The 21,456-nt window shown below is 36.1% G+C and carries 14 protein-coding genes; 9 read left to right on the top strand and 5 right to left on the bottom strand.

Features of this window, described 5'->3' with window-relative positions:
* Window positions 1-12: 12 nt before the first annotated feature.
* The 3 genes from bglX to BLT84_RS03450 are packed head-to-tail and all read left to right on the top strand — an operon-like array spanning window position 13 to window position 4,520.
* Window positions 13-2,289 (top strand): beta-glucosidase BglX, encoded by a 2,277-nt coding sequence (gene bglX, locus BLT84_RS03460; RefSeq protein ID WP_091262922.1) that lies wholly within the window; start codon window positions 13-15, stop codon window positions 2,287-2,289.
* Window positions 2,290-2,297: 8 nt separating this feature from the next.
* Complete coding sequence (locus BLT84_RS03455) at window positions 2,298-3,065, top strand: family 16 glycosylhydrolase (RefSeq protein ID WP_091262920.1); 768 nt, start codon at window positions 2,298-2,300, stop codon at window positions 3,063-3,065.
* 51 nt (window positions 3,066-3,116) lie between these two features.
* Window positions 3,117-4,520, top strand: coding sequence for a sugar porter family MFS transporter (locus tag BLT84_RS03450; protein WP_091262919.1), 1,404 nt, complete (start codon window positions 3,117-3,119; stop codon window positions 4,518-4,520).
* Between the two features lie 13 nt (window positions 4,521-4,533).
* Here BLT84_RS03450 and BLT84_RS03445 read toward each other — a convergent pair whose 3' ends face one another.
* On the bottom strand, window positions 4,534-4,983 hold the full coding sequence (locus BLT84_RS03445; RefSeq protein WP_091262917.1) for a nucleoside deaminase: 450 nt from the start codon (window positions 4,981-4,983) through the stop codon (window positions 4,534-4,536).
* Between the two features lie 36 nt (window positions 4,984-5,019).
* Here BLT84_RS03445 and BLT84_RS03440 point away from each other — a divergent pair, with 36 nt between their 5' ends.
* The 6 genes from BLT84_RS03440 (at window position 5,020) to BLT84_RS03415 (ending at window position 13,309) form a co-directional block, all read left to right on the top strand.
* On the top strand, window positions 5,020-6,798 hold the full coding sequence (locus BLT84_RS03440; RefSeq protein ID WP_091262915.1) for a 1-deoxy-D-xylulose-5-phosphate synthase: 1,779 nt from the start codon (window positions 5,020-5,022) through the stop codon (window positions 6,796-6,798).
* A complete protein-coding gene (locus BLT84_RS03435; protein ID WP_231929448.1) occupies window positions 6,795-7,838 on the top strand; it encodes a DUF3078 domain-containing protein in 1,044 nt (347 codons plus the stop codon). The genes BLT84_RS03440 and BLT84_RS03435 overlap by 4 nt, the downstream gene beginning before the upstream one ends.
* Window positions 7,839-8,216: 378 nt before the next feature.
* The gene (locus BLT84_RS03430) at window positions 8,217-8,903 is read left to right on the top strand and encodes a TetR/AcrR family transcriptional regulator (protein WP_091262913.1); all 687 of its coding nucleotides are present in this window, start codon (window positions 8,217-8,219) and stop codon (window positions 8,901-8,903) included.
* Window positions 8,896-10,560 carry a peptidase domain-containing ABC transporter gene (locus BLT84_RS03425; protein WP_034887473.1) on the top strand — a complete coding sequence of 555 codons (1,665 nt, stop codon included), beginning with the start codon at window positions 8,896-8,898 and terminating at the stop codon, window positions 10,558-10,560. The genes BLT84_RS03430 and BLT84_RS03425 overlap by 8 nt, the downstream gene beginning before the upstream one ends.
* 5 nt (window positions 10,561-10,565) lie before the next feature.
* Complete coding sequence (locus tag BLT84_RS03420) at window positions 10,566-11,912, top strand: HlyD family secretion protein (protein WP_034887474.1); 1,347 nt, start codon at window positions 10,566-10,568, stop codon at window positions 11,910-11,912.
* The gene (locus BLT84_RS03415) at window positions 11,909-13,309 is read left to right on the top strand and encodes a TolC family protein (RefSeq protein WP_091262911.1); all 1,401 of its coding nucleotides are present in this window, start codon (window positions 11,909-11,911) and stop codon (window positions 13,307-13,309) included. Before BLT84_RS03420 ends, BLT84_RS03415 begins: the two co-directional genes overlap by 4 nt.
* Before the next feature lie 78 nt (window positions 13,310-13,387).
* Here BLT84_RS03415 and katG read toward each other — a convergent pair whose 3' ends face one another.
* The 4 genes from katG to BLT84_RS03395 all read right to left on the bottom strand — a co-directional run bounded on the left by katG (window position 13,388) and on the right by BLT84_RS03395 (window position 21,407).
* The gene (gene katG, locus BLT84_RS03410; RefSeq protein ID WP_091262910.1) at window positions 13,388-15,685 is read right to left on the bottom strand and encodes a catalase/peroxidase HPI; all 2,298 of its coding nucleotides are present in this window, start codon (window positions 15,683-15,685) and stop codon (window positions 13,388-13,390) included.
* Between the two features lie 586 nt (window positions 15,686-16,271).
* Window positions 16,272-17,615, bottom strand: a complete 1,344-nt coding sequence (locus BLT84_RS03405) for a deoxyguanosinetriphosphate triphosphohydrolase (RefSeq protein ID WP_091262908.1) — start codon at window positions 17,613-17,615, stop codon at window positions 16,272-16,274.
* 195 nt (window positions 17,616-17,810) lie between these two features.
* Window positions 17,811-20,252: a ribonucleoside-diphosphate reductase subunit alpha gene (locus BLT84_RS03400; RefSeq protein ID WP_091262907.1), complete on the bottom strand. Its 2,442-nt coding sequence runs from the start codon at window positions 20,250-20,252 to the stop codon at window positions 17,811-17,813.
* 177 nt (window positions 20,253-20,429) lie between these two features.
* Window positions 20,430-21,407, bottom strand: a complete 978-nt coding sequence (locus BLT84_RS03395; RefSeq protein WP_034887485.1) for a ribonucleotide-diphosphate reductase subunit beta — start codon at window positions 21,405-21,407, stop codon at window positions 20,430-20,432.
* Window positions 21,408-21,456: the final 49 nt, after the last annotated feature.

The raw sequence follows: 21,456 nt of genomic DNA, 5'->3' as shown, positions 1-21,456 counted from the left end.
TATTTTATACAAATGAGAAACTATAGCTTACTTACCCTATGTCTTTTATGCGGTGGAATTTCATTATTTGCTCAAAATTCTAAAATCCAAAGTTCCGTTAAGAATGTAGAAACCAAAGTAGATTCTGTTCTTGCAATGATGACCTTAGAAGAAAAAGTAGGTCAGCTGGTTCAATATAACGGAAGTTGGGATCTTACCGGACCCGCTTCAGAACTTGATGGTAAACAAAAAGAGAGCAATCTTAAAAAAGGTCTTGTAGGATCTATGCTGAATGTGCTATCTGTAGATGCTACCAGAGAAGCCCAAAAAATGATAATGGAAAATTCTAGAATGAAAATTCCATTGATATTTGGATATGATGTGATTCATGGATATAAAACCATTTTTCCTGTGCCTCTTGGGGAAACAGCGAGTTGGGATCTTGAAGCCATGGAGAAAACAGCAAGAATTTCTGCTATAGAATCTGTAGCAAATGGAATAAACTGGACCTTTTCCCCTATGATTGATATATCCCGAGATGCAAGATGGGGTAGAATTATGGAAAGCTCGGGAGAAGATACCTACCTAACAGGTCAGGTTGCTATTGCAAAAGTTAAGGGATATCAAGGAGATGATCTTGCTGATCAATTAACCATTGCGGCTACAGCAAAACATTTTGCCGGTTACGGATTGGCAGAAGCAGGTAGAGATTATAACACTGTTAATATTGGAGAAAACGTACTTCACAACGTTGTCTTACCGCCATTTAAGGATGCTGCAGATGCCGGAGTAGCAACTTTTATGAATTCTTTTAATGAAATTGATGGAATTCCTTCTACCGGAAACAAAACCCTACAAAGAGACATTTTAAAAGGTGCTTGGAACTGGGACGGATTTATGGTTTCAGATTGGGGTTCTATTCCAGAGATGATAAACCACGGGGTAGCAAAAGATAAAAAACAAGCTGCAGAAATTGCTATTAACGCCGGAAGTGATATGGATATGGAAGGCGGAGCTTATGAAACTAGTCTTGTAGCGTTGGTAAATGAAGGTAAAGTAGATATTGCCAATATAAACGATGCTGTAAAAAGAGTGCTTCGTGTAAAATTTATGATGGGGTTATTTGAAGATCCATATAGATATTCAGACCCTAAAGTGGCTAAGAATATTTCTTATAAAGAGCATGAGGCAGTGGCTCGAGATGCCGCTAAAAAGTCTATAGTACTTCTTAAAAATGAGTCTTCTTTGCTTCCTATAAAATCTTCAGTAAGATCTATTGCTGTAATTGGGCCTTTAGCAGATGATAAGGACAGTCCTATTGGAAATTGGAGAGCTCAAGGAGAAGCCAATTCTGCAGTATCAGTATTAGAAGGTATAAAAAGTGCAGCGGGTAAAAACGTTAAGATCAATTATGCCCAGGGAACTACATTGGGTGTTGGTGAACGCAGTTTTTTAATGCCTTTAGAGATCAATAAAACAGATCGATCTGGTTTTAGCAAAGCTATAGAAATGGCTAAGAAGTCTGAAATGGTGGTTATGGTTCTAGGTGAAGATGCTTTTCAAAGTGGAGAAGGTAGAAGTCAGGCTAGTATCAAATTGGCCGGTCTTCAGCAAGAATTACTGGAAGCGGTTTTTAAGGTAAACAAAAATATCGCTTTAGTACTTCTAAATGGTCGCCCATTAGAAATTACGTGGTCTGCAGAGAATATTCCATCTATTGTTGAGGCTTGGTTCTTAGGGACAGAAAGTGGGAATGCTATTGCAGATGTTCTTTTCGGAACGTATAACCCTTCAGGTAAATTGCCGGTATCTTTTCCAAGATCTGTAGGGCAGGAGCCGTTGTATTACAATCAAAAGAATACAGGGAGACCTTCAAATGCCGAACATGTAACTTATTCTCATTATACAGATGTTGCTAAAGATGCTTTATATCCATTTGGTTTTGGGTTAAGCTATACCACTTTTAAATATGGAGATATAGCAATATCTTCTGAGGCTATGAATGCCGAAGAGACTCTTACTGTAACTATTCCTGTAACTAATATAGGGAAAGTAGCAGGTAAGGAAGTGGTACAACTTTATCTTCACGATCTTGTGGGAACAACAACTAGACCTGTTAAGGAGTTAAAAGGGTTTGAAATGATCTCTCTACAACCGGGGGAAACTAAAAATGTTTCTTTTACTATTACAGAAAAGATGCTACAATATTACACTGCTAACAAGAAATGGGAATCTGAAGTAGGAGATTTTGATGTAATGATAGGAGGAAATTCCAAAGACTTGAAAAAAATCACCTTTAGTTTGAATTAATTAGCTCTATGAAAAATTTCAAAATTTCCAGCATTGCAATATTGCTTATTGCCGCTAACACGCTTACTTCATGCTCTAAAGTTATATTTAAAGATACTTTTAATAAGGATCAGTTAAATATGGATAATTGGAGTTATGAAGAGGGAGATGGTTGCCCGGATCTTTGTGGTTGGGGTAATGCAGAACGCCAGATCTATAGCAGAGATTTTGTTGAATTGGAAAATGGAAAATTAGTGATCACCGCTGTTAAAGACGGTGATAAGTATTATTCCGGAAAGATCAATACAAAAGATAAGGTTGAATTTAAATATGGAAATATTGAAATTCGAGCTAAAGTAGCCACGGGTCAGGGAATCTGGCCAGCTTTATGGATGTTGGGGGCAGATATTTCTGAAGTTGGATGGCCTGCTTCTGGAGAAATAGATCTTATGGAATATGTAGGGAAAGAGCCTCATACGCTTTATACCTCGTTGCATACTCCTGCAAGCCATGGAGAAACTATAAATTCAAAGAAAACCACTCTAAGAGATATAGAGGAAGGATATCATATTTATAGAACAGAATGGACAGAAGATCACATTAGTTTCTCTGTAGATGGAAACTTAGTTTATACTTTTACGCCAGAAAATTATGATGAGAAGGAATATCCTTTTCGTAAACCTTTCTATTTTTTAATAAATTTGGCAGTAGGTGGAAATTTTGGAGGTCCAGAGGTGGATGATGCTATTTTTCCTGCTAAATTTTATGTAGACTATATCAAAGTCACCAAATTGTAAAAGTTTTTAAACATATTAATGTAGATTTATCCCTTCTTCAAAATAACTTTCATGAAAAATAAAACTTACCTTATTCTAATAACCATTGTATCTGCTCTAGGTGGATTACTTTTTGGATATGATACCGGTGTAATAAACGGATCTCAATATTTTTTCAGTCAGTATTTCGATCTCGATGCCGGAATGAAAGGATGGGTTGTTGGAAGTGCTTTATTAGGGTGTTTTGTTGGAGCCATTGTAGCAGGGCCTCTAAGTAAGGGAATAGGAAGAAAATATTCTCTTATTATCTCCTCTATATTATTCTCATTATCTGCTTGGGGTTCTGGACTGCCAGAATTCTTGCCGCAGTCTGTTTCATTATTAGTGGTCTTTAGAATTATTGGTGGATTAGGAATTGGTATTGCATCAATGAATGCGCCAACTTATATTGCAGAGATAGCACCAGCAAAGATTAGAGGTACTTTAGTGAGTTATTATCAATTAGCCATTGTAGTTGGTTTCTTTGTAGTATTCTTAGTTACCTATATGATAGGGCAAAACGCTACGGTAGAAGAAAATATTCAAACAGGTTGGAGATGGATGTTCTGGTCTGAACTTATACCAAGCATGTTATTCCTAGTTCTTTTATTCTTCGTTCCTAAAAGTCCACGTTGGCTTGCAATGAAAGGTTTAAAGGAGAATGCTGTAAGCGTACTTACGAGAATTCATGGTGCAGAAGCAGCGAATATTGAATTTGGTGAAATAGAAAGATCTTTACAGAAAGACAAGAGTAAAGTTAAAATTAGCCTTTTTGCTAAAGGAGTTTTCTCTATAATAGTAATAGGAACTATTTTATCTGTACTTCAACAATTTACAGGAATAAATGCAGTGCTATATTATGGTGCAGATATTTTTGAACAGGCATTAGGTTTTGGTAAGGAAGATGTTTTAAAGCAGCAGGTATTATTAGCTGCGATTAATTTGGTGTTCACATTTGTTGCTATGGCAACAGTAGATAAATTTGGTAGAAAGCCGCTTATATTTATTGGTTCTTTTGGGATGTTAGCAGGGTTCTTATTACTTGGAGGAACTTTAATGACAGGGTCTGTTGGGATTTTATCCTTAATTGGAGTGCTATTATTCATTGCTTCTTTCGCAATGTCTATGGGGCCTGTAGTATGGGTAATTCTTTCTGAAATGTTCCCGAATAATATTCGTAGTGCAGCAATGTCTATAGCAGTTGCAGCGCAATGGGCGGCGAATTATGTAGTAACTCAGGCATTCCCAATGGTTGCCGAAAGCGAAGTGAACAATAATGCATATTGGAATGGATCTTTACCTTATTTTATCTTCTCGGCATTTATTCTGGGGATAATTATCTTCACTTACAAGTTCATTCCTGAAACTAAAGGGAAATCTTTGGAGGAATTAGAAAATATGTGGGATATTCCAGAAGAAGTTAAACATACGTCTTAATAAAAACCTTATTTTAGTTGAGGTTTCTTCTCTGTATAAAGAATCGCTTTAAGAGAGTAGAAGCCTCATCTTCCATTATACCGTTCTTAACTTTGGTTTTGGGGTGTAGTTTGGCTCCCATTGCTCTATAACCTCTATCATGATCGCTAGCGGCGAAAACCAGATTAGAGATTTGGCTCCAGTATAATGCTCCTGCACACATTTGGCATGGCTCTAAAGACGCATACATGGTGCAACCTTTTAGATATTTTCCTCCTAGATAATTGGCAGCAGAGGTAATGGCCTGCATCTCTGCATGAGCCGTAATATCATTCAGCATTTCGGTAAGATTATGCCCCCTGGCAATGATCTTATTATCTATTACCACTACCACACCAACGGGGATTTCCCCTCGTTCAAAAGCAATTTCAGCCTCTTCTAAGGCTTTTTTCATGAAATAGCTATCGTCAAAAATTAATTGCATCTTCAAAAATACAATTTCAAAATGTACCTTTGCTTTATGGCAAAAAGTATTTTAGATTCTATTAATGCTCCTTCAGATCTTAGAGCACTTCCACAAGAGAAACTTGAAGCTTTGGCCATGGAGCTTAGAAAGTTCATTATAAATATTGTAGCTACCAAAGAAGGACATTTGGGTGCTAGTTTAGGCGTTGTTGAACTTACCATAGCCTTGCATTATGTTTTTAATACTCCAGATGATTTATTGGTTTGGGATGTTGGACATCAAGCATACGGGCACAAGATCTTAACAGGGAGAAGAGATAGCTTTCATACCAATAGAAGTCTTGGTGGTCTTAGCGGATTTCCAAAAAGAGAGGAAAGTATCTACGACACTTTTGGAGTAGGACATTCTTCCACCTCTATATCTGCAGCCTTAGGAATGGCACTGGCTTCTAATTTAAAAGGTGAAACTAAGAAACAACATATAGCTGTTATTGGGGATGCTTCTATAGCTAGTGGAATGGCTTTTGAAGGATTGAATCATGCCGGAGTAACCAATGCTAATCTTTTAGTAGTGCTTAATGATAATGCTATAGGCATAGATCCTAGTGTAGGAGCTCTAAAACAATATCTCACCAAAGCCACCGTGGGTAAAAAACCAGCACAGGATAATATAATAGAAGCTTTAAATTTTAAATATTATGGGCCGGTAGATGGTCATGATCTTAAAAGTTTGCTTCAGGTATTTGAAGAATTAAAAAATATTCAAGGTCCTAAATTCCTGCATGTTATCACTACCAAAGGAAAAGGTTTAAAGCAGGCTGAAGAAGATCAGGTGAAATATCATGCTCCGGGGAAATTTATTGCAGATACAGGTGAGTTACTTCCAAGCAATTCTAACGGACTTCCTTTTAAATACCAGGATGTTTTTGGACTTACCTTAGTAGAACTAGCCAGAGAGAATGAAAAGATCATAGGAATTACTCCGGCAATGCCAACAGGAAGTTCTCTAAAATATATGATGGATGCTTTTCCAGATAGAGCTTTTGATGTTGGAATTGCAGAACAGCATGCTGTAACATTGGCTGCTGGAATGGCTACTCAAGGGTTCGTGGTTTTTTGCAATATCTATTCAACATTCCTTCAAAGAGCTTATGATCAGGTAATTCATGATGTAGCTTTACAAAATCTACCGGTGATCTTTTGTTTGGATAGAGCTGGTTTGGTAGGGGAAGACGGAGCTACGCATCATGGTGTTTTTGATATCGCTTTTTTAAGATGTATTCCAGATCTAGTGATCGCAGCCCCATCAGACGAACTGGAATTGCGCAATCTTTTATATACTGCTCAATTAGGCTTAGAGGGCCCTTTGGTTATAAGATACCCAAGAGGTAGAGGGAATTATGTGAACTGGAAAAGAGATTTTGTAAAGATCCCATTTGGTAAAGGTGTTAGAATTAGAACAGGGAGTGATGTGGCTGTGGTAAGCATAGGGAGCGTAAAAGAAAATGTAAGAATTGCTATAGAGGCAATTTCTGATGCGAATAGGGTAGCTCATTATGATGCGAGATTCATAAAACCTCTGGATGAAGATCTGTTTTTGGAGATTTTTAATAATTTTGAACATATTGTAACCGTAGAAGATGGAGTGTTGGCAGGAGGCTTTGGTTCTGCAGTATTGGAGCTAGCTTCCCGCTTTAATTACAAGGGTAAGATTACCAGATTGGGCGTGCCAGATGAGTTTGTGGAGCAAGGAAGTTTAGATGAATTACAAGAAATTGTAAAAATTGACGTTGAGAGTATAATCGCTGCCATAACTCACCATTTAGATCTATGACTAAAACTTTTAAAAAATTGATGCCTTTAAGACTCCCTACCCTTGGTTTGATATTGCTTTTAACTTTTTTTATTTCTATAAATTCTGCTTTTGCAAGAAAATTCCCCAAACTAAAGCTAGATACAGTTTCTGTAGACACCACTACTGTAGATACCACCGCAATTATAGATCAGGATGTGGTGTTGCTTTGGAGTCAAAAAAATGCGGTGGGAGTGAACTTAAACGAAGTAGCATTTGTGAATTGGAATGCTGGGGGTAACAATTCTATTTCAGCTTTGTTTCATGGTAATTTTGAACGTAAATATAAAAAGCAGTATACCCTTTGGAAATCTAATATTGCATTACGTTATGGGATAAATGCCCAAGAAGGTCGAGAAACTAGAAAAACAGACGATCAGTTAATTGTGAATTCTACATTTGGTTATCGTCGAGATTCTACCTCTAACTGGCGTTATTCTGCTAAATTCAATTTTAATACTCAATTCTCCAACGGATATCAATATCCAGATACAGAAAAACCTATTTCTAAATTTATGGCTCCGGGGTATATGTTTCTAGGGATTGGTTCTGAATATACAGATCCAAAAGAAGATCTTACGCTGTATATTTCTCCTGTAACTCAAAAATCTACATTTGTATTAGATCAAAGGCTTTCTAATGAAGGAATGTTTGGGGTAAGACCGGCAATTAGAGATGAGGAAGGTAACATCATCGAAGAAGGGGAAAATGTGCGTACAGAATTTGGTTTTCTGTTTACAAGTGGATTTACTAAAGAGGTGTTTGAGAATATTAATGTCGAAAATCAATTAAGTTTATATTCAGACTACCTGAATAAATTTGGAAATGTAGATGTAGACTGGCAATTAAACATCAACCTTACTGTAAACGACTTTGTAAAGGCTAGTATTGGCTCTCACTTAAAATATGATGACGATGTGAAGTCTAAAAAAGATAGTGATGGAGATGGAGTCTTAGAAGCAAAAGGGCCAAAGATCCAATTTAAACAAATGTTGGGGGTAGGAGTTTTGTATGAATTTTAGGTTTAAGTTATCTTCTAGCTCATTATCAATTCTTTACTATTTATTTTAAACTCATTCTCTTGTGTAAGAAGGCTTCTCTGTGCTTTCACTTTTCCGCTTGTCTTCAAGCTAAAATTACTTTTTAGCTTGTTTATCTAATCTGAAAATATCATTATTGGTATCCTCTTTTAGAATATCAGATTTGATTATCTACTTGTAAATCATAATTCCATCTTTTTATCTATTGATTTATTTCATTTGTGTAGTGAATATATATCTAACAATCAATAAGTTATAATTTTAAAGAATGGAAATTCTTAAGTTTTAACTAAAATTAATAGACAAGCTACTAATAGTTAATAGTAATACTATTATATTTGCAAGACTAAAATTAGTAAGGTGGATAAATTATTTAGTAGTTTAAAAATTTCCATTAATTCAGACTTATATCTCAAAGATCCTGAATCTAGTGAGCTTGGTAAGAAGATTGTGGGAAATGGAATTCTCTTAATCCATCAAATTGGGTTTGAGAAATTCACATTTAAGAAATTGGGTGCGGAGATCAATTCTAATGAAAGTTCTATTTACAGATACTTTGAGAATAAGCACAAATTTCTGGTTTATATTACAAATTGGTATTGGGGTTGGAAAGAATTTCAGCTAACTATATCTACTCACGGCATGGGCAATCCTACTCAAAAATTAATTAAAGGTGTGGAGGTGATGACGCATCCTGTGGTACAGGATTTTCGCTTTGAGCATATAAATGAAGTTGCTTTAAACAATATTATTATTAATGAATCTTCAAAATCTTATCTTACCAAAGAAGTAGATACAGATAATAAAGGAGGTTATTTTTCTGTATATAAGAGAGTGGTTGGCCGTATAGCTGAAATGGTAAATACGGTGGCTCCAGAGTATAAATTTTCTTTAAGCTTATCTAGTATGATTATAGATGGTGCATTACATCAGCATTTTTTAAGAGATCATATCACATCTATTACAGATTGCGATGCCAAGATCACAGTTACTGATTATTTTATAGACCTAGTTGAAAAAACTTTAAAATTAGAGAATCATGACTGAAGATAAATTAACTACCTGGCAGCGCTTTATTGGTCTTTTAAAGCTAGAGAAAAAGGACTTTTTACAGATTTTATATTATGCAATTTTTGCAGGGTTGGTGAATCTCTCTGTGCCACTTGGAATTCAGGCAATTGTAAACCTTATTCAGGGGGCTAGAATCACTACTTCTTGGATCGTGCTTGTAGCCCTTGTTACGCTTGGGGTTGCGTTCGTAGGAATTTTACAGTTAATGCAAATACGTATTCTAGAAAATATTCAGCAAAAGATCTTTACTCGTGCCTCTTTTGAATTTTCGTATAGATTTCCTAAGATAAAGATGTCTGAATTAAAGAATTTCTATCCGCCGGAATTAGCAAATAGGTTTTTTGATGTAATTACTATCCAGAAAGGGATCTCTAAACTGGTTTTAGATTTTCCAGCAGCAGTTTTACAAATTGTTTTCGGACTTATATTACTGTCATTATATCACCCATTTTTTATCTTTTACGGAATTCTTTTGGTTTTGCTTATTTATCTGGTATTTAGATTTACTGCAAAAAGCGGATTAGAAACCAGTATAAAAGAGTCTAAAATGAAATATAAGATCGCTCACTGGATTCAGGAAGTGGCGAGAACGCTTATAAGTTTTAAAATATCTGGTAAGACCCAACATGCTATCAATAAGAATGACGCTTTAGTAAGTAAATATCTGGATGCGCGTGAAAGTCATTTCCGAATCTTAAGATTGCAGTTCATTCAGATGATTGGTTTTAAAACTTTAGTAACCGCAGGTTTACTAGTAATTGGTGGATTATTAGTACTAAATCAACAAATGAATATCGGTCAATTTGTTGCTGCAGAAATCATTATTCTTTTGATTATTAGTTCCGTAGAAAAAATGATCATGGGGTTAGAGAATTTTTATGATCTTCTTACGTCACTAGAAAAATTAGGAGAAGTGGTAGATAAGAAATTAGAGCCTACGGGAGGTGATCATAGCTTTGTTGAAAATGGAGCCTTAGAAATTGAGCTTTTAAATGTTAGTTTTAAAAGAAATGATGGAACTTTTGTTCTCAAGGACGTGAATCTCACCATTAAAACTGGAGATAAGATCCTTTTGGAAGGAATTAATGGTTCTGGGAAATCCATCTTACTTAAGATCATTGCAGGATTAATAGAGCCAGATAGCGGAACCATATATGTGAACGGAATATCTTTAAAAAACATAGATATTAACTTTTATCATTCACTTCTAGGACATTCTATTACAGAAGAGTCTTTATTTGAAGGCACACTGATGGATAATTTAACTTTTGGGGATACTTCAATTTCTCAATCTGAGATCTCTGCAGTTCTAAATGTAATGGGATTGAAAGAATTTGTGCGTCAGCAACCCGATGGTTTAAGTACCACGATATTTCCGGAAGGACTTCAATTGCCTCATACCATTACTAAGAAAATCATTCTTGCAAGAAGCTTAATTAGAAAGCCTAAATTATTGATACTTAACGAACCTTTACATCAAATAGATAAGGAGAATGAAAATGCAATTTTAAACCATTTATTTAGTTCAGAAAAAGATTGGTCTATTATAGTTACCAGTAGAGATGAAGTTTGGCGAGAGCGTTGCAACCGTCATATAGAGCTTAATAATGGTGTCATTCAAAATAATCCCTAATTATCATGCTAAATATCACTAATAACTCTTTGAATGAGAAAATAGACTTTTCCCAATATCAAGCTGGTAAAAAGGTCTTTTTCAAAAAGCATTACAAATATTTTAATAGATTCCTGAAGTTCTTCGCCATCTTCGGTATCGTTGTTTTATTCTTACCGTGGACGCAAACCATTTCTGGAACTGGATCTGTAACTACATTAAGTCCGGAGCAAAGGCCGCAAACCATTCAATCTGTCATTCCCGGTAAGATCGAAAAATGGTACGTAAACGAAGGTGATTTTGTAAATAAAGGAGATACCATCTTATATATTACAGAGGTAAAAAATGAATATTTTGATCCAGACCTAATTGAGAGAACCGGAGACCAGGTAAGATCTAAATCTAATTCTTTGGAATCTTATGATCAAAAATTGAATGCTTTAAATACACAGTTGGGAGCACTGCAAACAGAACGAGAATTAAAGCTAGAACAAGCAAGAAATAAGCTAAAGCAAGCCGTATTAAAATCTCAAAGTGATAGTATAGATTTTGAAGCTGCTAAAACCAATCTTAGTATTGCAGAAACTCAGTTCGAGAGAACACAGTTATTGCAGGAAGAGGGACTTAAAGCAATGACAGATGTTGAAGAGAAAAAACTAAAGCTACAAGAGAATCAGGCAAAATTAATTTCTCAGGAAAATAAGTTAATGGCGAGTCAGAATAATATATTAAATGCCAAAATTGAAATTAATAGAACCCGTGCGGAGTATAGCGATAAGATCTCAAAATCTATTAGTGATAGATCTTCTGCAGAATCTGGTAAATTTAATGCAGAGGCTGAAGTGAGTAAATTGCAAAATTCATATACTAATTATGAGATGCGTAAAGATCTTTACTATGTAAAAGCACCGCAAGACGGATATATAAACAAAGCCATTATGGCTGGAATTGGAGAAACCTTTAAAGAAGGTGAAAAGCTGGTAAATATCATGCCATCTAATTATGATCTTGCGGTAGAAACTTATGTGAAGCCTATAGATCTTCCATTGCTACACACAGGAGAAAAAGTTAGAGTGAGATTTGACGGGTGGCCGGCAATTGTATTTAGTGGTTGGCCAAATGTATCTTATGGTACCTATGGTGCGAAAGTGGTAGCTATTGAGAATTTTAGCAGTGCAAATGGTAAATATAGAGTGTTGCTTGCGCCAGATGAAGAAGATTATGCATGGCCGGAAGCGCTTAGAGTAGGTTCTGGTGCGAATACACTTGCTTTATTGGAAGATGTGCCTATTTGGTATGAGATATGGAGACATTTAAATGGATTTCCTCCTAATTACTATACCCCTCAAACCGAAAAATCTGAGTCTAAATGAAAGGTTTGAAAGTAATATTGATAGGGATACTCTTGTTGCCATTTATTACTATGGCGCAGCAGCAAGATAGTTTGTATCTGGGATATGAAGAATATCTGGAAATGGTTAAAGCCTATCATCCGTTGGTAAAACAAGCTAACCTGATAAGAGACAAAGGGGCAGCAGATCTTTTAAAAGCAAGAGGTGGATTTGATCCTAAAATTGAGGCAGGCTATGAGAGAAAAGACTTTAAAGATACCAGATATTATGATCTTTTTAATTCCACCTTTAAAATACCTACTTGGTATGGTGTAGAGCTCAAAGCTAAATGGGAGAAGAACGAAGGCTATTATCTAAATCCTCAGAACAAAGTTCCTAATGATGGTCTTTTTGCAGCAGGAATTTCCATTCCATTAGGTCAAGGCTTGTTTATAAATGATCGAATGGCGGCTTTAAAGAAAGCTAAGGTTTATAGAGAACAAACTTTAGTAGATCAACAACTAGCAGTAAATGAAGTGCTTTATGATGCATCTGTAGCCTATTTTGAATGGTATACGAAATTTGGAGAACTAGATCTTTATAGAAACTTTATAGAGAACGCAGAAATTAGATATTCTGGAATTTTGAAGAGTTATGAGTTAGGAGATAAACCTGCAATAGATACTTTGGAGGCGAATATTCAAATACAGGATAGAAATTTAAGTTTAACTCAGGCAGAGCTTGAGTTCTATAAAGCTTCATTAAAATTGGGAACCTATTTATGGGCAGAAAATAATACGCCTTTAGAGCTAAAGGAAGAGGTATATCCAACTGCGAACTTTCAAGAAGAATCGTTAACTGCTTTGGCGTTATTATTTGAAGAATCCTTAGAGGATCATCCTAAAATAAGATCTCTAGAGTATAAGGTAGATATTCTTGAATATGATAAAAGATTAAAAGCGAACAAGCTACTTCCTAAGTTTAACTTAGAATACAACTTTCTAAGTGCAGAACCAGAGTTGCTAAGAAGTTTTATAAATGAAAATTACAAATTAGGCTTCAATTTTAGCATTCCTATATTCTTACGAAAAGAAAGAGGAGATCTTCAAGCTTCAAAAATTAAGCTTGAAAATGCAGAGTTAGATGTGGTAAGTCAGGAATTAGAACTTCGTAATAAGATTAAAGCTTTAAGAGAACAGTACAAATCTTATCAAGAACAGGTGGTAATGATCAATACACTGGTAGATAATTATACCACCATGCTTAATGCGGAAGAAAGAAAATTGCAGCTAGGTGAAAGTTCTATCTTCTTTGTGAACACGAGAGAAAAGAGTTTGATCGCCTCCAGGATCAAGCAAATAGCAATTAAACAAAAGCTATGGAATACGCGTGCAGAATTAAAAAGAGTGTTGGCGGTATTTCAAGTAGCAACGAATTAATTTGATACTTCAAGCATTAAAAAGAAACCCCGATATCAATTAAGATGTCGGGGTTTTTTATTCATAACCTAAGTACTTTTATTCGTCTTTAATATCGTAGCGATCTAGCATCATAACCTTATCCCATGCCGCTATAAAATCTTTTACAAATCTTTCCTGTCCATCATCTGCTCCGTAAACCTCTGCAATGTTTCTTAGTTGTGAATTAGAACCGAAGATAAGATCACATCGAGTAGCGGTATATTTAGTAACACCACTATCTCTATCGTTAATATTAAAGAGCATGGAGTCTTCTCCCTGAGGAACCCACTCATAATCCATACTGGTAAGAACTTTGAAGAAATCATTAGACAATTGTCCCGGTCTCTCTGTAAATACCCCATGTTTAGAATGATCAAAATTTTGATCTAATACTCGTAGTCCTCCAACTAGAACGGTCCATTCTGGAGCATTTAACGTAAGTAATTGTGCTCTGTCAAGGAAAATTCTTTCCGGCTGAACACGATATCCTATATTGCTGTTGTGATAATTCTTAAACCCATCTGAAACTGGTTTCAACCAATCAAAACTTTCTACATCTGTAAGTTCTTGAGTAGTATCTAATCTACCCGGTGTAAAAGGAACTCCTACATCCATCCCGGCATCTTTTGCAGCTTTTCCTATGGCAACACAACCTCCTAAAACTACAAGATCTGCGAGCGAAACTTTTTTATTTCCAGCTTGAGCATTATTAAAATCACCTTGAATTTCTTTTAATTTGCCCAGCACTTGGTTAAGCTCTTGAGGCCTGTTTAAATCCCAATTATTTTGAGGCTCTAGCGCAATGCGTGCACCATTAGCTCCACCACGCTTATCTGAATGTCTATAAACAGATGCTGAAGACCAGGCTGCAGAAACCAAAGCGGAAATAGAAAGCCCACTTGCTAAGATTTTATTTTTAAGATCGGCTATATCCGCATCTTCAATAAGGTCATAATCTCTTTTTGGAATGGGATCTTGCCACATCATATCCTGCTCCGGAACTTCAGGTCCAAGATATCTATCTTTAGGCCCCATATCGCGGTGGGTTAATTTGTACCAGGCTTTTGAAAAAGCATCAGTAAAATAGTCGAAGTCGTTTAAGAATTTTTCACAGACTTTGTTATACTCTGGGTCCACCTTCAGCGCAATATCAGAAGTCATCATCATTAGATCATTCATCTCTCCATTAAGATGAGCATCTGGAGTTTTAGGAGCATTAGGATCTTCTGGTGTCCATTGAATTGCTCCAGCAGGACTTTCTGTTTTCTTCCATTCAAATTTGAATAAATTGATCAGATAATTATTATCCCATGTGGTTGGGTCTGGAGTCCAAGATCCCTCAATACCATTGGTCATGGTGTATTTACCAAAACCGGTTCCTTCCGGGTTTTGCCAACCCATTCCCATGGCTTGTATTGGAGCCGCCTCTGGAGCCGGACCTATCTTATCTGCAGATACCATTCCGTGACTTTTTCCAAAAGCGTGTCCTCCTGCAATTAGAGCAACGGTTTCTTCATCATCCATTGCCATACGCTTGAATGATTCTCGAATTGCTCTGGCAGAATCCATAGGATCTCCGTTTCCACCCGGTCCTTCAGGATTTACATATATTAAAGCTTGATGCGTTGCGGCAAGCGGATTTTCAAGATCGCGATCTTCATCAGAAGGTTCTCCTTTCCATCGTAAAGTTTGGGTTACCATCTTATCTGGGTGTCCATCGTAGTATTCACCTACTTCAGATTCTTTAAATGGTTTTCCATTCCAGAACTCCGGACCCCAATAGGTACTTCTGTCCGGCTCCCATGCATCTCTTCTTCCTCCGGCAAAACCAAAAGTTGGAAAATTCATTATTTCTAAAGCACAGTTACCAGTTAGTACTATAAGATCTGCCCAAGAAAGTGCAGCTCCGTATTTCTTTTTTATAGGCCATATAAGTCGTCTGGATTTATCTGTATTACCATTATCCCACCAAGAGTTGATAGGCGCAAAACGTTGCATTGCTTGTGCAGCACCACCTCGCCCATCAGCAATACGGTAGGTGCCGGCAGAGTGCCATGCCATACGAATCATTTGCGGACCGTAATTATCATAATCTGCAGGCCACCACTCTTTAGAGTCTACTAACAGCGCTTTTATGTCTTTTTTAAGTTGCTGAAAATCTAATTTATTAAAGGCTTCTTTATAGCTTTCATCACTTAATGGATTAGCAACAGGTTGTTCTTGGTGAAGTAATTCTACCTGAAGACGATTAGGCCACCAATCATCAACCTGTGGATGTGTTCCAATGGCTCCTCCTACTCGAGTGCCACGAAAAGGGCATTTGGCTTCGCCATCTGGATTTCCCATGTTTTTCATACTGAATTGTATTTTATATTAAAGAATATTATTAATGTGAACTTATTAGTTCACGAATCTAATTATGGATCTATTTAAAATTGTTCTTGTAATTACTCTTACCAGTAGATAGGGGTACTTAGAATTATTATGAACACACGTACTTTATTTGATTTTAGTTTTAATACCGACTTTGGCAGTGAAATAATCTATTTTTTTTATAGTTCTAAATTTAGAATACCGTAGTTATGTGATTATTAGCACGTCTTTTATAAAAGTAAACTAAATAAAAAAGTATTGTGTTAAGGAAGTTTAAAATACTGTTAAAAGCAGTTAACACACCACTAATCTTAATCTAATCTTAAGGAATGTTTGAGGCTAAGGGATCTAGAATCTTCAGATCTAGCAATTGGGAATTAATGAATAATCGAGTTTGATAACGTAAATTACTTCTTTAAAGATAAATATTGATCCAGTCTTTTTATCGTTTTAGTAATGAATAGATGTATGGTTCTAAAAATAAAAAAAGATCTAAAAAGAAGTTTTAAACTCACTTTTTAGATCTTTAGATTTGTAATATTAGATATTACCTGAATATTAGATTTACTTAGATATTATATCCTCTGTATTTATTAAATGATGCCACGGTAATTCCATCTGTAAGCGATGCGGTGTAAGAACAGATCTTCATCAAGCTCTCGTAAACTGAATCTTCCTCCAATATCTGAAGCTTGGGAATAGATTGTAATACCAATTTATTAAAATTAGAGTCTACATATGCAGGTTCTGGTAATAGAGCTTTGGTGTAGGTGTCCAACAAATAAGAAAGCATTTTATAGCCAGCGATCTCTTTGTCTATAACCTCCTCACTCTGATAGATGTTCTCTACACTTATTTTTATGATGTCTTTAATTTGAGCTTCGTAGCTGCTCTTGTCAAATAAAGCTTCGTGAAATTCGCCTTTTAAGATGGCTTCTTCATTTGCTAAGAAAAGCTCTACCGCTTCTGTAATAAGTGTGTTTATAGCTAAGGCTCTCAAATAACTTAGTCTGTCTGCTGTTGAGGTTAGCGAATGGTATTTTGAGGTATTAATACTATTTCTCACTAAGTTGATAAGATATTCTAATGCAAATTCTTCATTGATCAAACCAAGGTTAATACCGTCTTCAAAATCTATGATGGTGTAGCAAATATCATCTGCAGCTTCTACCAAAAATGCCAGCGGATGTCTTGCAAAAGCAACGTTCTTATCATTTCTAACTTTTATAAGGCCTAACTCCTCTGCCACCTCTTCAAAAATGGCTTTTTCAGATTGAAAAACTCCAAATTTCTTATCGCCTATATTTTTTGTGGGTTTGTGCGGAAGGGATTCTTTTGGGTATTTTATAAAAGCACCTAAAGTTGCATAAGAAAGTCTTATCCCGCCTTGTATACCTGGTCTGGTTTCCGTTAATATGCGAAAGCCATTGGCGTTTCCTTCAAATTTTACCAGATCTTGATATTCTTCTGGAGAAAGTTGCTCTTTAAATCTGGCACCATTTCCTAAACTAAAATATTCTCCAATTGCTTTTTCTCCGGAATGACCAAAAGGTGGATTTCCTATATCATGAGCCAGGGCTGCTGCTGCTACAATAGCTCCGAAATCATTCATTTGATAGCCATGAATGGTTTTAAGATGTGGATGTTTTTCTAAGATCTTTTGCCCGGCTAATCTACCTAAAGACCTTCCAACCACAGATACTTCTAAACTATGAGTAAGTCTGGTATGTACAAAATCTGTTTTTGACAATGGTATTACCTGAGTTTTATCCTGTAAACTTCTAAAAGCTGAGGAAAAGATAATACGATCATAATCTACTTCAAAACCAAGTCTGGTTTCGTTCTGTTCTTTTCTAAGTCTCTTATTCTTATCTCCAAATCTTTTTAAAGAAAGGAGTTGTTCCCAATTCATCATAATGTATTGTTTGCGTTAGGGATTGAGCCATTTGTTTGAGCTCTCCCGAGGTTTTTCGGGAAGCGAGTGGCGAAAGCCCGACCCGTAGGGTAACGCCCTAAATCTGAATTCAAAAGTAATAAAAAAGGGAAGTAATGTGATACTTCCCTTTTATTTGTGTTAACTAATTAATTGTTGGAGTTATTATTTTTATTAAGAACCGCACATTAAGCAATCGTCTCCTTCTGCCTCTTTAGATTGTGCAATTAGAGCGCGCAATTCTTCTGGAGAAAGAGAACTGCCTTCTGTAGCTACTTTTACAGGTGCCGCTACAGACGGTGCTGCTGTTTCAGTAAAACTTTCTACAGCTACAGGTTCTTGTTTTTCTTCTTTTTTAAGGGTGAATTTTATAGCGTCTACAGCACTCTTGGTTCGTAAATAGTACATTCCAGTTTTTAACCCGCTCTTCCAAGCGTAAAAGTGCATAGAAGTAAGCTTGCTGAAATTAGCATTTTCCATGAACAGGTTAAGCGATTGCGACTGATCTATAAAATAACCGCGGTGTCTAGACATGTCTATTATGTCTTTCATACTCAATTCCCATACGGTTTTGTAAAGTTCTTTAAGATCTTGCGGAATAATGTCTATATCTTGAACAGATCCGTTGGCTCTCATGATAGCATCTTTTACATCTTCTGTCCATAAACCTCTAGATGAAAGGTCTTCCAAAAGATGTTTATTTACTACGATGAACTCACCAGAAAGTACACGTCTGGTATAAATGTTTGAAGTATAAGGTTCAAAAGCTTCGTTATTACCAAGAATTTGAGAGGTAGAGGCTGTTGGCATTGGCGCCATTAACAGTGAGTTTCTAACTCCGTTCTTAAGAACTTTTTCTCGAAGTTTCGCCCAATCCCAGCGTCCGCTAAGATCTTCATCTGTCATTCCCCAAAGATTGTACTGAAATTCTCCTTGGCTAATTGGTGAGCCTTCATATGTAGAATATGGACCTTCTTCTTTAGCTAATTCCATAGAAGCGGTTACAGATCCAAAATATAGCGTTTCAAAAATCTCCTGATTCAGTTTTTTTGCTTCATCGGAAGTAAAAGGCAATCTCAATTTAATAAAAGTATCGGCAAGGCCTTGAACTCCTAAGCCAACCGGACGGTGACGCATGTTAGAGTTTTCAGCTTCTTTAACCGGGTAATAGTTTCTATCAATAACTTTGTTCAAGTTCTTGATCACTCTTTTAGTGATCTTAAAAAGTTCTTTATGGTCAAACTCATTGTCTTTAATGAACATTGGTAAAGCGATAGAAGCCAGGTTACAAACAGCCACTTCATCTGGGCTGGTGTATTCCATGATCTCGGTACACAAGTTTGAAGAACGAATAGTTCCTAAATTCTTCTGATTCGATTTACGGTTTGCAGCATCTTTATAAAGCATATAAGGAGTTCCGGTCTCTATTTGAGATTCCAGGATTTTCTCCCAAAGCTCACGAGCTTTTACTGTTTTTCTGCCTTTTCCTTCACTTTCATATTTATGGTAAAGCGCTTCAAATTCATCGCCATGAATATCAAATAATCCAGGGCATTCATTTGGGCACATTAACGTCCAAGTTGTATCTTCTTCTACACGTTTCATAAATAGATCTGGGATCCACATGGCGTAAAAAAGATCGCGCGCTCGCATCTCTTCTTTTCCGTGATTTTTCTTTAAGTCTAGAAAATCGAAAATATCTGCATGCCATGGTTCAACATACATAGCAAAAGAACCTTTTCTTTTTCCACCTCCTTGGTCTACATAACGGGCGGTATCATTAAATACTCTAAGCATTGGTACAATTCCGTTAGAAGTACCGTTAGTTCCGGAAATATAAGATCCTGTTGCGCGAACGTTATGAATAGATAATCCGATACCTCCTGCTGCTTGAGAGATCTTAGCGGTTTGTTTTAAAGTGTCATATATTCCATCTATGCTATCATCTTTCATTGTAAGTAAAAAACAAGATGACATTTGTGGTTTTGGAGTACCAGAATTAAATAATGTTGGAGTAGCGTGTGTAAAATATTTCTTAGACATTAACTCATACGTTTCTATGGCAGCATCAATATCATTTAAATGAATACCTAAAGAAACACGCATAAGCATATGTTGCGGGCGTTCTGCGATCTTACCATTTAATTTGAGGAGGTAGGATCTTTCTAATGTTTTGAACCCGAAGTAATCATAATTAAAATCTCTGTTATAAATAATGGTTGAATCTAAAAGCTCTTGATTTTCTTTTATTACCTTATACACATCTTTCGCCAAAAGAGGTGCTTTTTTACCTGTTCTTGGGTTTACATATTCGTAAAGATCTGTCATTACCTCAGAAAATGTCTTCTTGGTATTTTTATGTAGGTTGGAAACAGAAATTCTTGCTGCTAAACGTGCATAATCCGGGTGAGAGGTAGTCATAGTGGCAGAAACTTCTGCTGCCAGATTATCTAATTCACTTGTTGTAACTCCGTCATATAAACCTTCTATTACGCGCATGGCAACCTTTAGAGGGTCTACCATTTCATTAAGGCCATAACACAATTTTCTAATTCTTGCAGTGATCTTATCGAACATTACGGGTTCTTTACGCCCGTCTCTTTTGTGTACATACATAGGTAATAAATTTTTAGGGATGCAAGAAGAATACTTCTTGCCACCAAGGTTTTAAAAAATGTCTGATCTAGAAGCAAGCGTGGGGGGACAAGCTTTAAATACTCAGAGTTAGAACTGATTTTATTAGAAACCGGGGAATTAGATTTAAGCTAATTTCCCGGTTTAGGTTGCCAATATTTAAAAATCGGCATCAAAGCTTATCTTATTAGTGTCTTTATCTTTATTCATCACGCCGGCTTTTTGATATTCTCCTACGCGTTTTTCAAAGAAGTTAGTTTTACCCTGAAGATTTATCATATCCATAAAATCGAAGGGATTAGCACTTCCATATTCTTTTTCACATTCAAATTCTACCAGTAATCTATCTGCTACAAATTCTAAATACTCGGTCATTAATTTGGAGTTCATTCCTATTAAACTTACCGGTAGGGATTCTGTAACAAATTCTCTTTCAATATTTAGAGCGTCTACGATGATCTCTCTAATTCTTTCTTTAGGTACTTTATTTACAAGATGATTGTTGTGTAAATGCACTGCAAAATCACAGTGTACACCTTCATCTCTAGAGATAAGCTCGTTAGAGAACGTAAGGCCAGGCATCAATCCACGTTTTTTCAACCAGAAGATAGAGCAAAATGCTCCAGAAAAGAAGATCCCTTCTACGGCAGCAAATGCTATAAGTCTTTCTGCAAAAGAATCAGATTCTATCCATTTTAAAGCCCAGGATGCTTTTTTCTTTATTGCCGGAAAAACTTCTAATGCCTGAAAAAGCTGATTTTTTTCAGTTTCATCTTTTACGTAGGTATCAATAAGAAGCGAATAGGTTTCAGAATGGATATTTTCCATCATGATCTGAAAGCCATAAAAGAATTTTGCTTCTGCATATTGCACTTCATTTACAAAGTTCTCTGCCAGATTTTCGTTCACAATTCCATCTGAGGCAGCAAAAAATGCCAAAATATGCTTTATGAAGTAACGCTCATCTTTAGTTAACTTATTATTCCAGTCTGAAAGATCTTGGTGAAGATCTATTTCTTCTGCGGTCCAAAAACTAGCTTCCATTTTTTTATACCAATCCCAAATATCATGGTGTTTTATCGGAAAGATTACAAATCTGTCTTTGTTCTCTTGTAAAATGGGTTCTAGTTGTGCCATAGGTTTGATATGTTTTTGGGTTAAAGAATTCCGTAGAAATCTCGTGCTA

Origin of the sequence: Gillisia sp. Hel1_33_143, from assembly GCF_900104765.1 — a bacterium.
Classification (GTDB): domain Bacteria; phylum Bacteroidota; class Bacteroidia; order Flavobacteriales; family Flavobacteriaceae; genus Gillisia.
The sequence above is the reverse complement of the archived record's forward strand: the minus strand, read 5'-3'. Positions and strand labels throughout refer to the sequence as shown.

Coding starts and splice junctions, on each gene's coding strand:
- bglX (WP_091262922.1), top strand. CDS start 13: ATGAGAAACTATAGCTTACTTACCCTATGTCTTTTATGCGGTGGAATT.
- BLT84_RS03455 (WP_091262920.1), top strand. CDS start 2,298: ATGAAAAATTTCAAAATTTCCAGCATTGCAATATTGCTTATTGCCGCT.
- BLT84_RS03450 (WP_091262919.1), top strand. CDS start 3,117: ATGAAAAATAAAACTTACCTTATTCTAATAACCATTGTATCTGCTCTA.
- BLT84_RS03445 (WP_091262917.1), bottom strand. CDS start 4,983: ATGCAATTAATTTTTGACGATAGCTATTTCATGAAAAAAGCCTTAGAA.
- BLT84_RS03440 (WP_091262915.1), top strand. CDS start 5,020: ATGGCAAAAAGTATTTTAGATTCTATTAATGCTCCTTCAGATCTTAGA.
- BLT84_RS03435 (WP_231929448.1), top strand. CDS start 6,795: ATGACTAAAACTTTTAAAAAATTGATGCCTTTAAGACTCCCTACCCTT.
- BLT84_RS03425 (WP_034887473.1), top strand. CDS start 8,896: ATGACTGAAGATAAATTAACTACCTGGCAGCGCTTTATTGGTCTTTTA.
- BLT84_RS03420 (WP_034887474.1), top strand. CDS start 10,566: ATGCTAAATATCACTAATAACTCTTTGAATGAGAAAATAGACTTTTCC.
- BLT84_RS03415 (WP_091262911.1), top strand. CDS start 11,909: ATGAAAGGTTTGAAAGTAATATTGATAGGGATACTCTTGTTGCCATTT.
- katG (WP_091262910.1), bottom strand. CDS start 15,685: ATGAAAAACATGGGAAATCCAGATGGCGAAGCCAAATGCCCTTTTCGT.
- BLT84_RS03405 (WP_091262908.1), bottom strand. CDS start 17,615: ATGAATTGGGAACAACTCCTTTCTTTAAAAAGATTTGGAGATAAGAAT.
- BLT84_RS03400 (WP_091262907.1), bottom strand. CDS start 20,252: ATGTATGTACACAAAAGAGACGGGCGTAAAGAACCCGTAATGTTCGAT.
- BLT84_RS03395 (WP_034887485.1), bottom strand. CDS start 21,407: ATGGCACAACTAGAACCCATTTTACAAGAGAACAAAGACAGATTTGTA.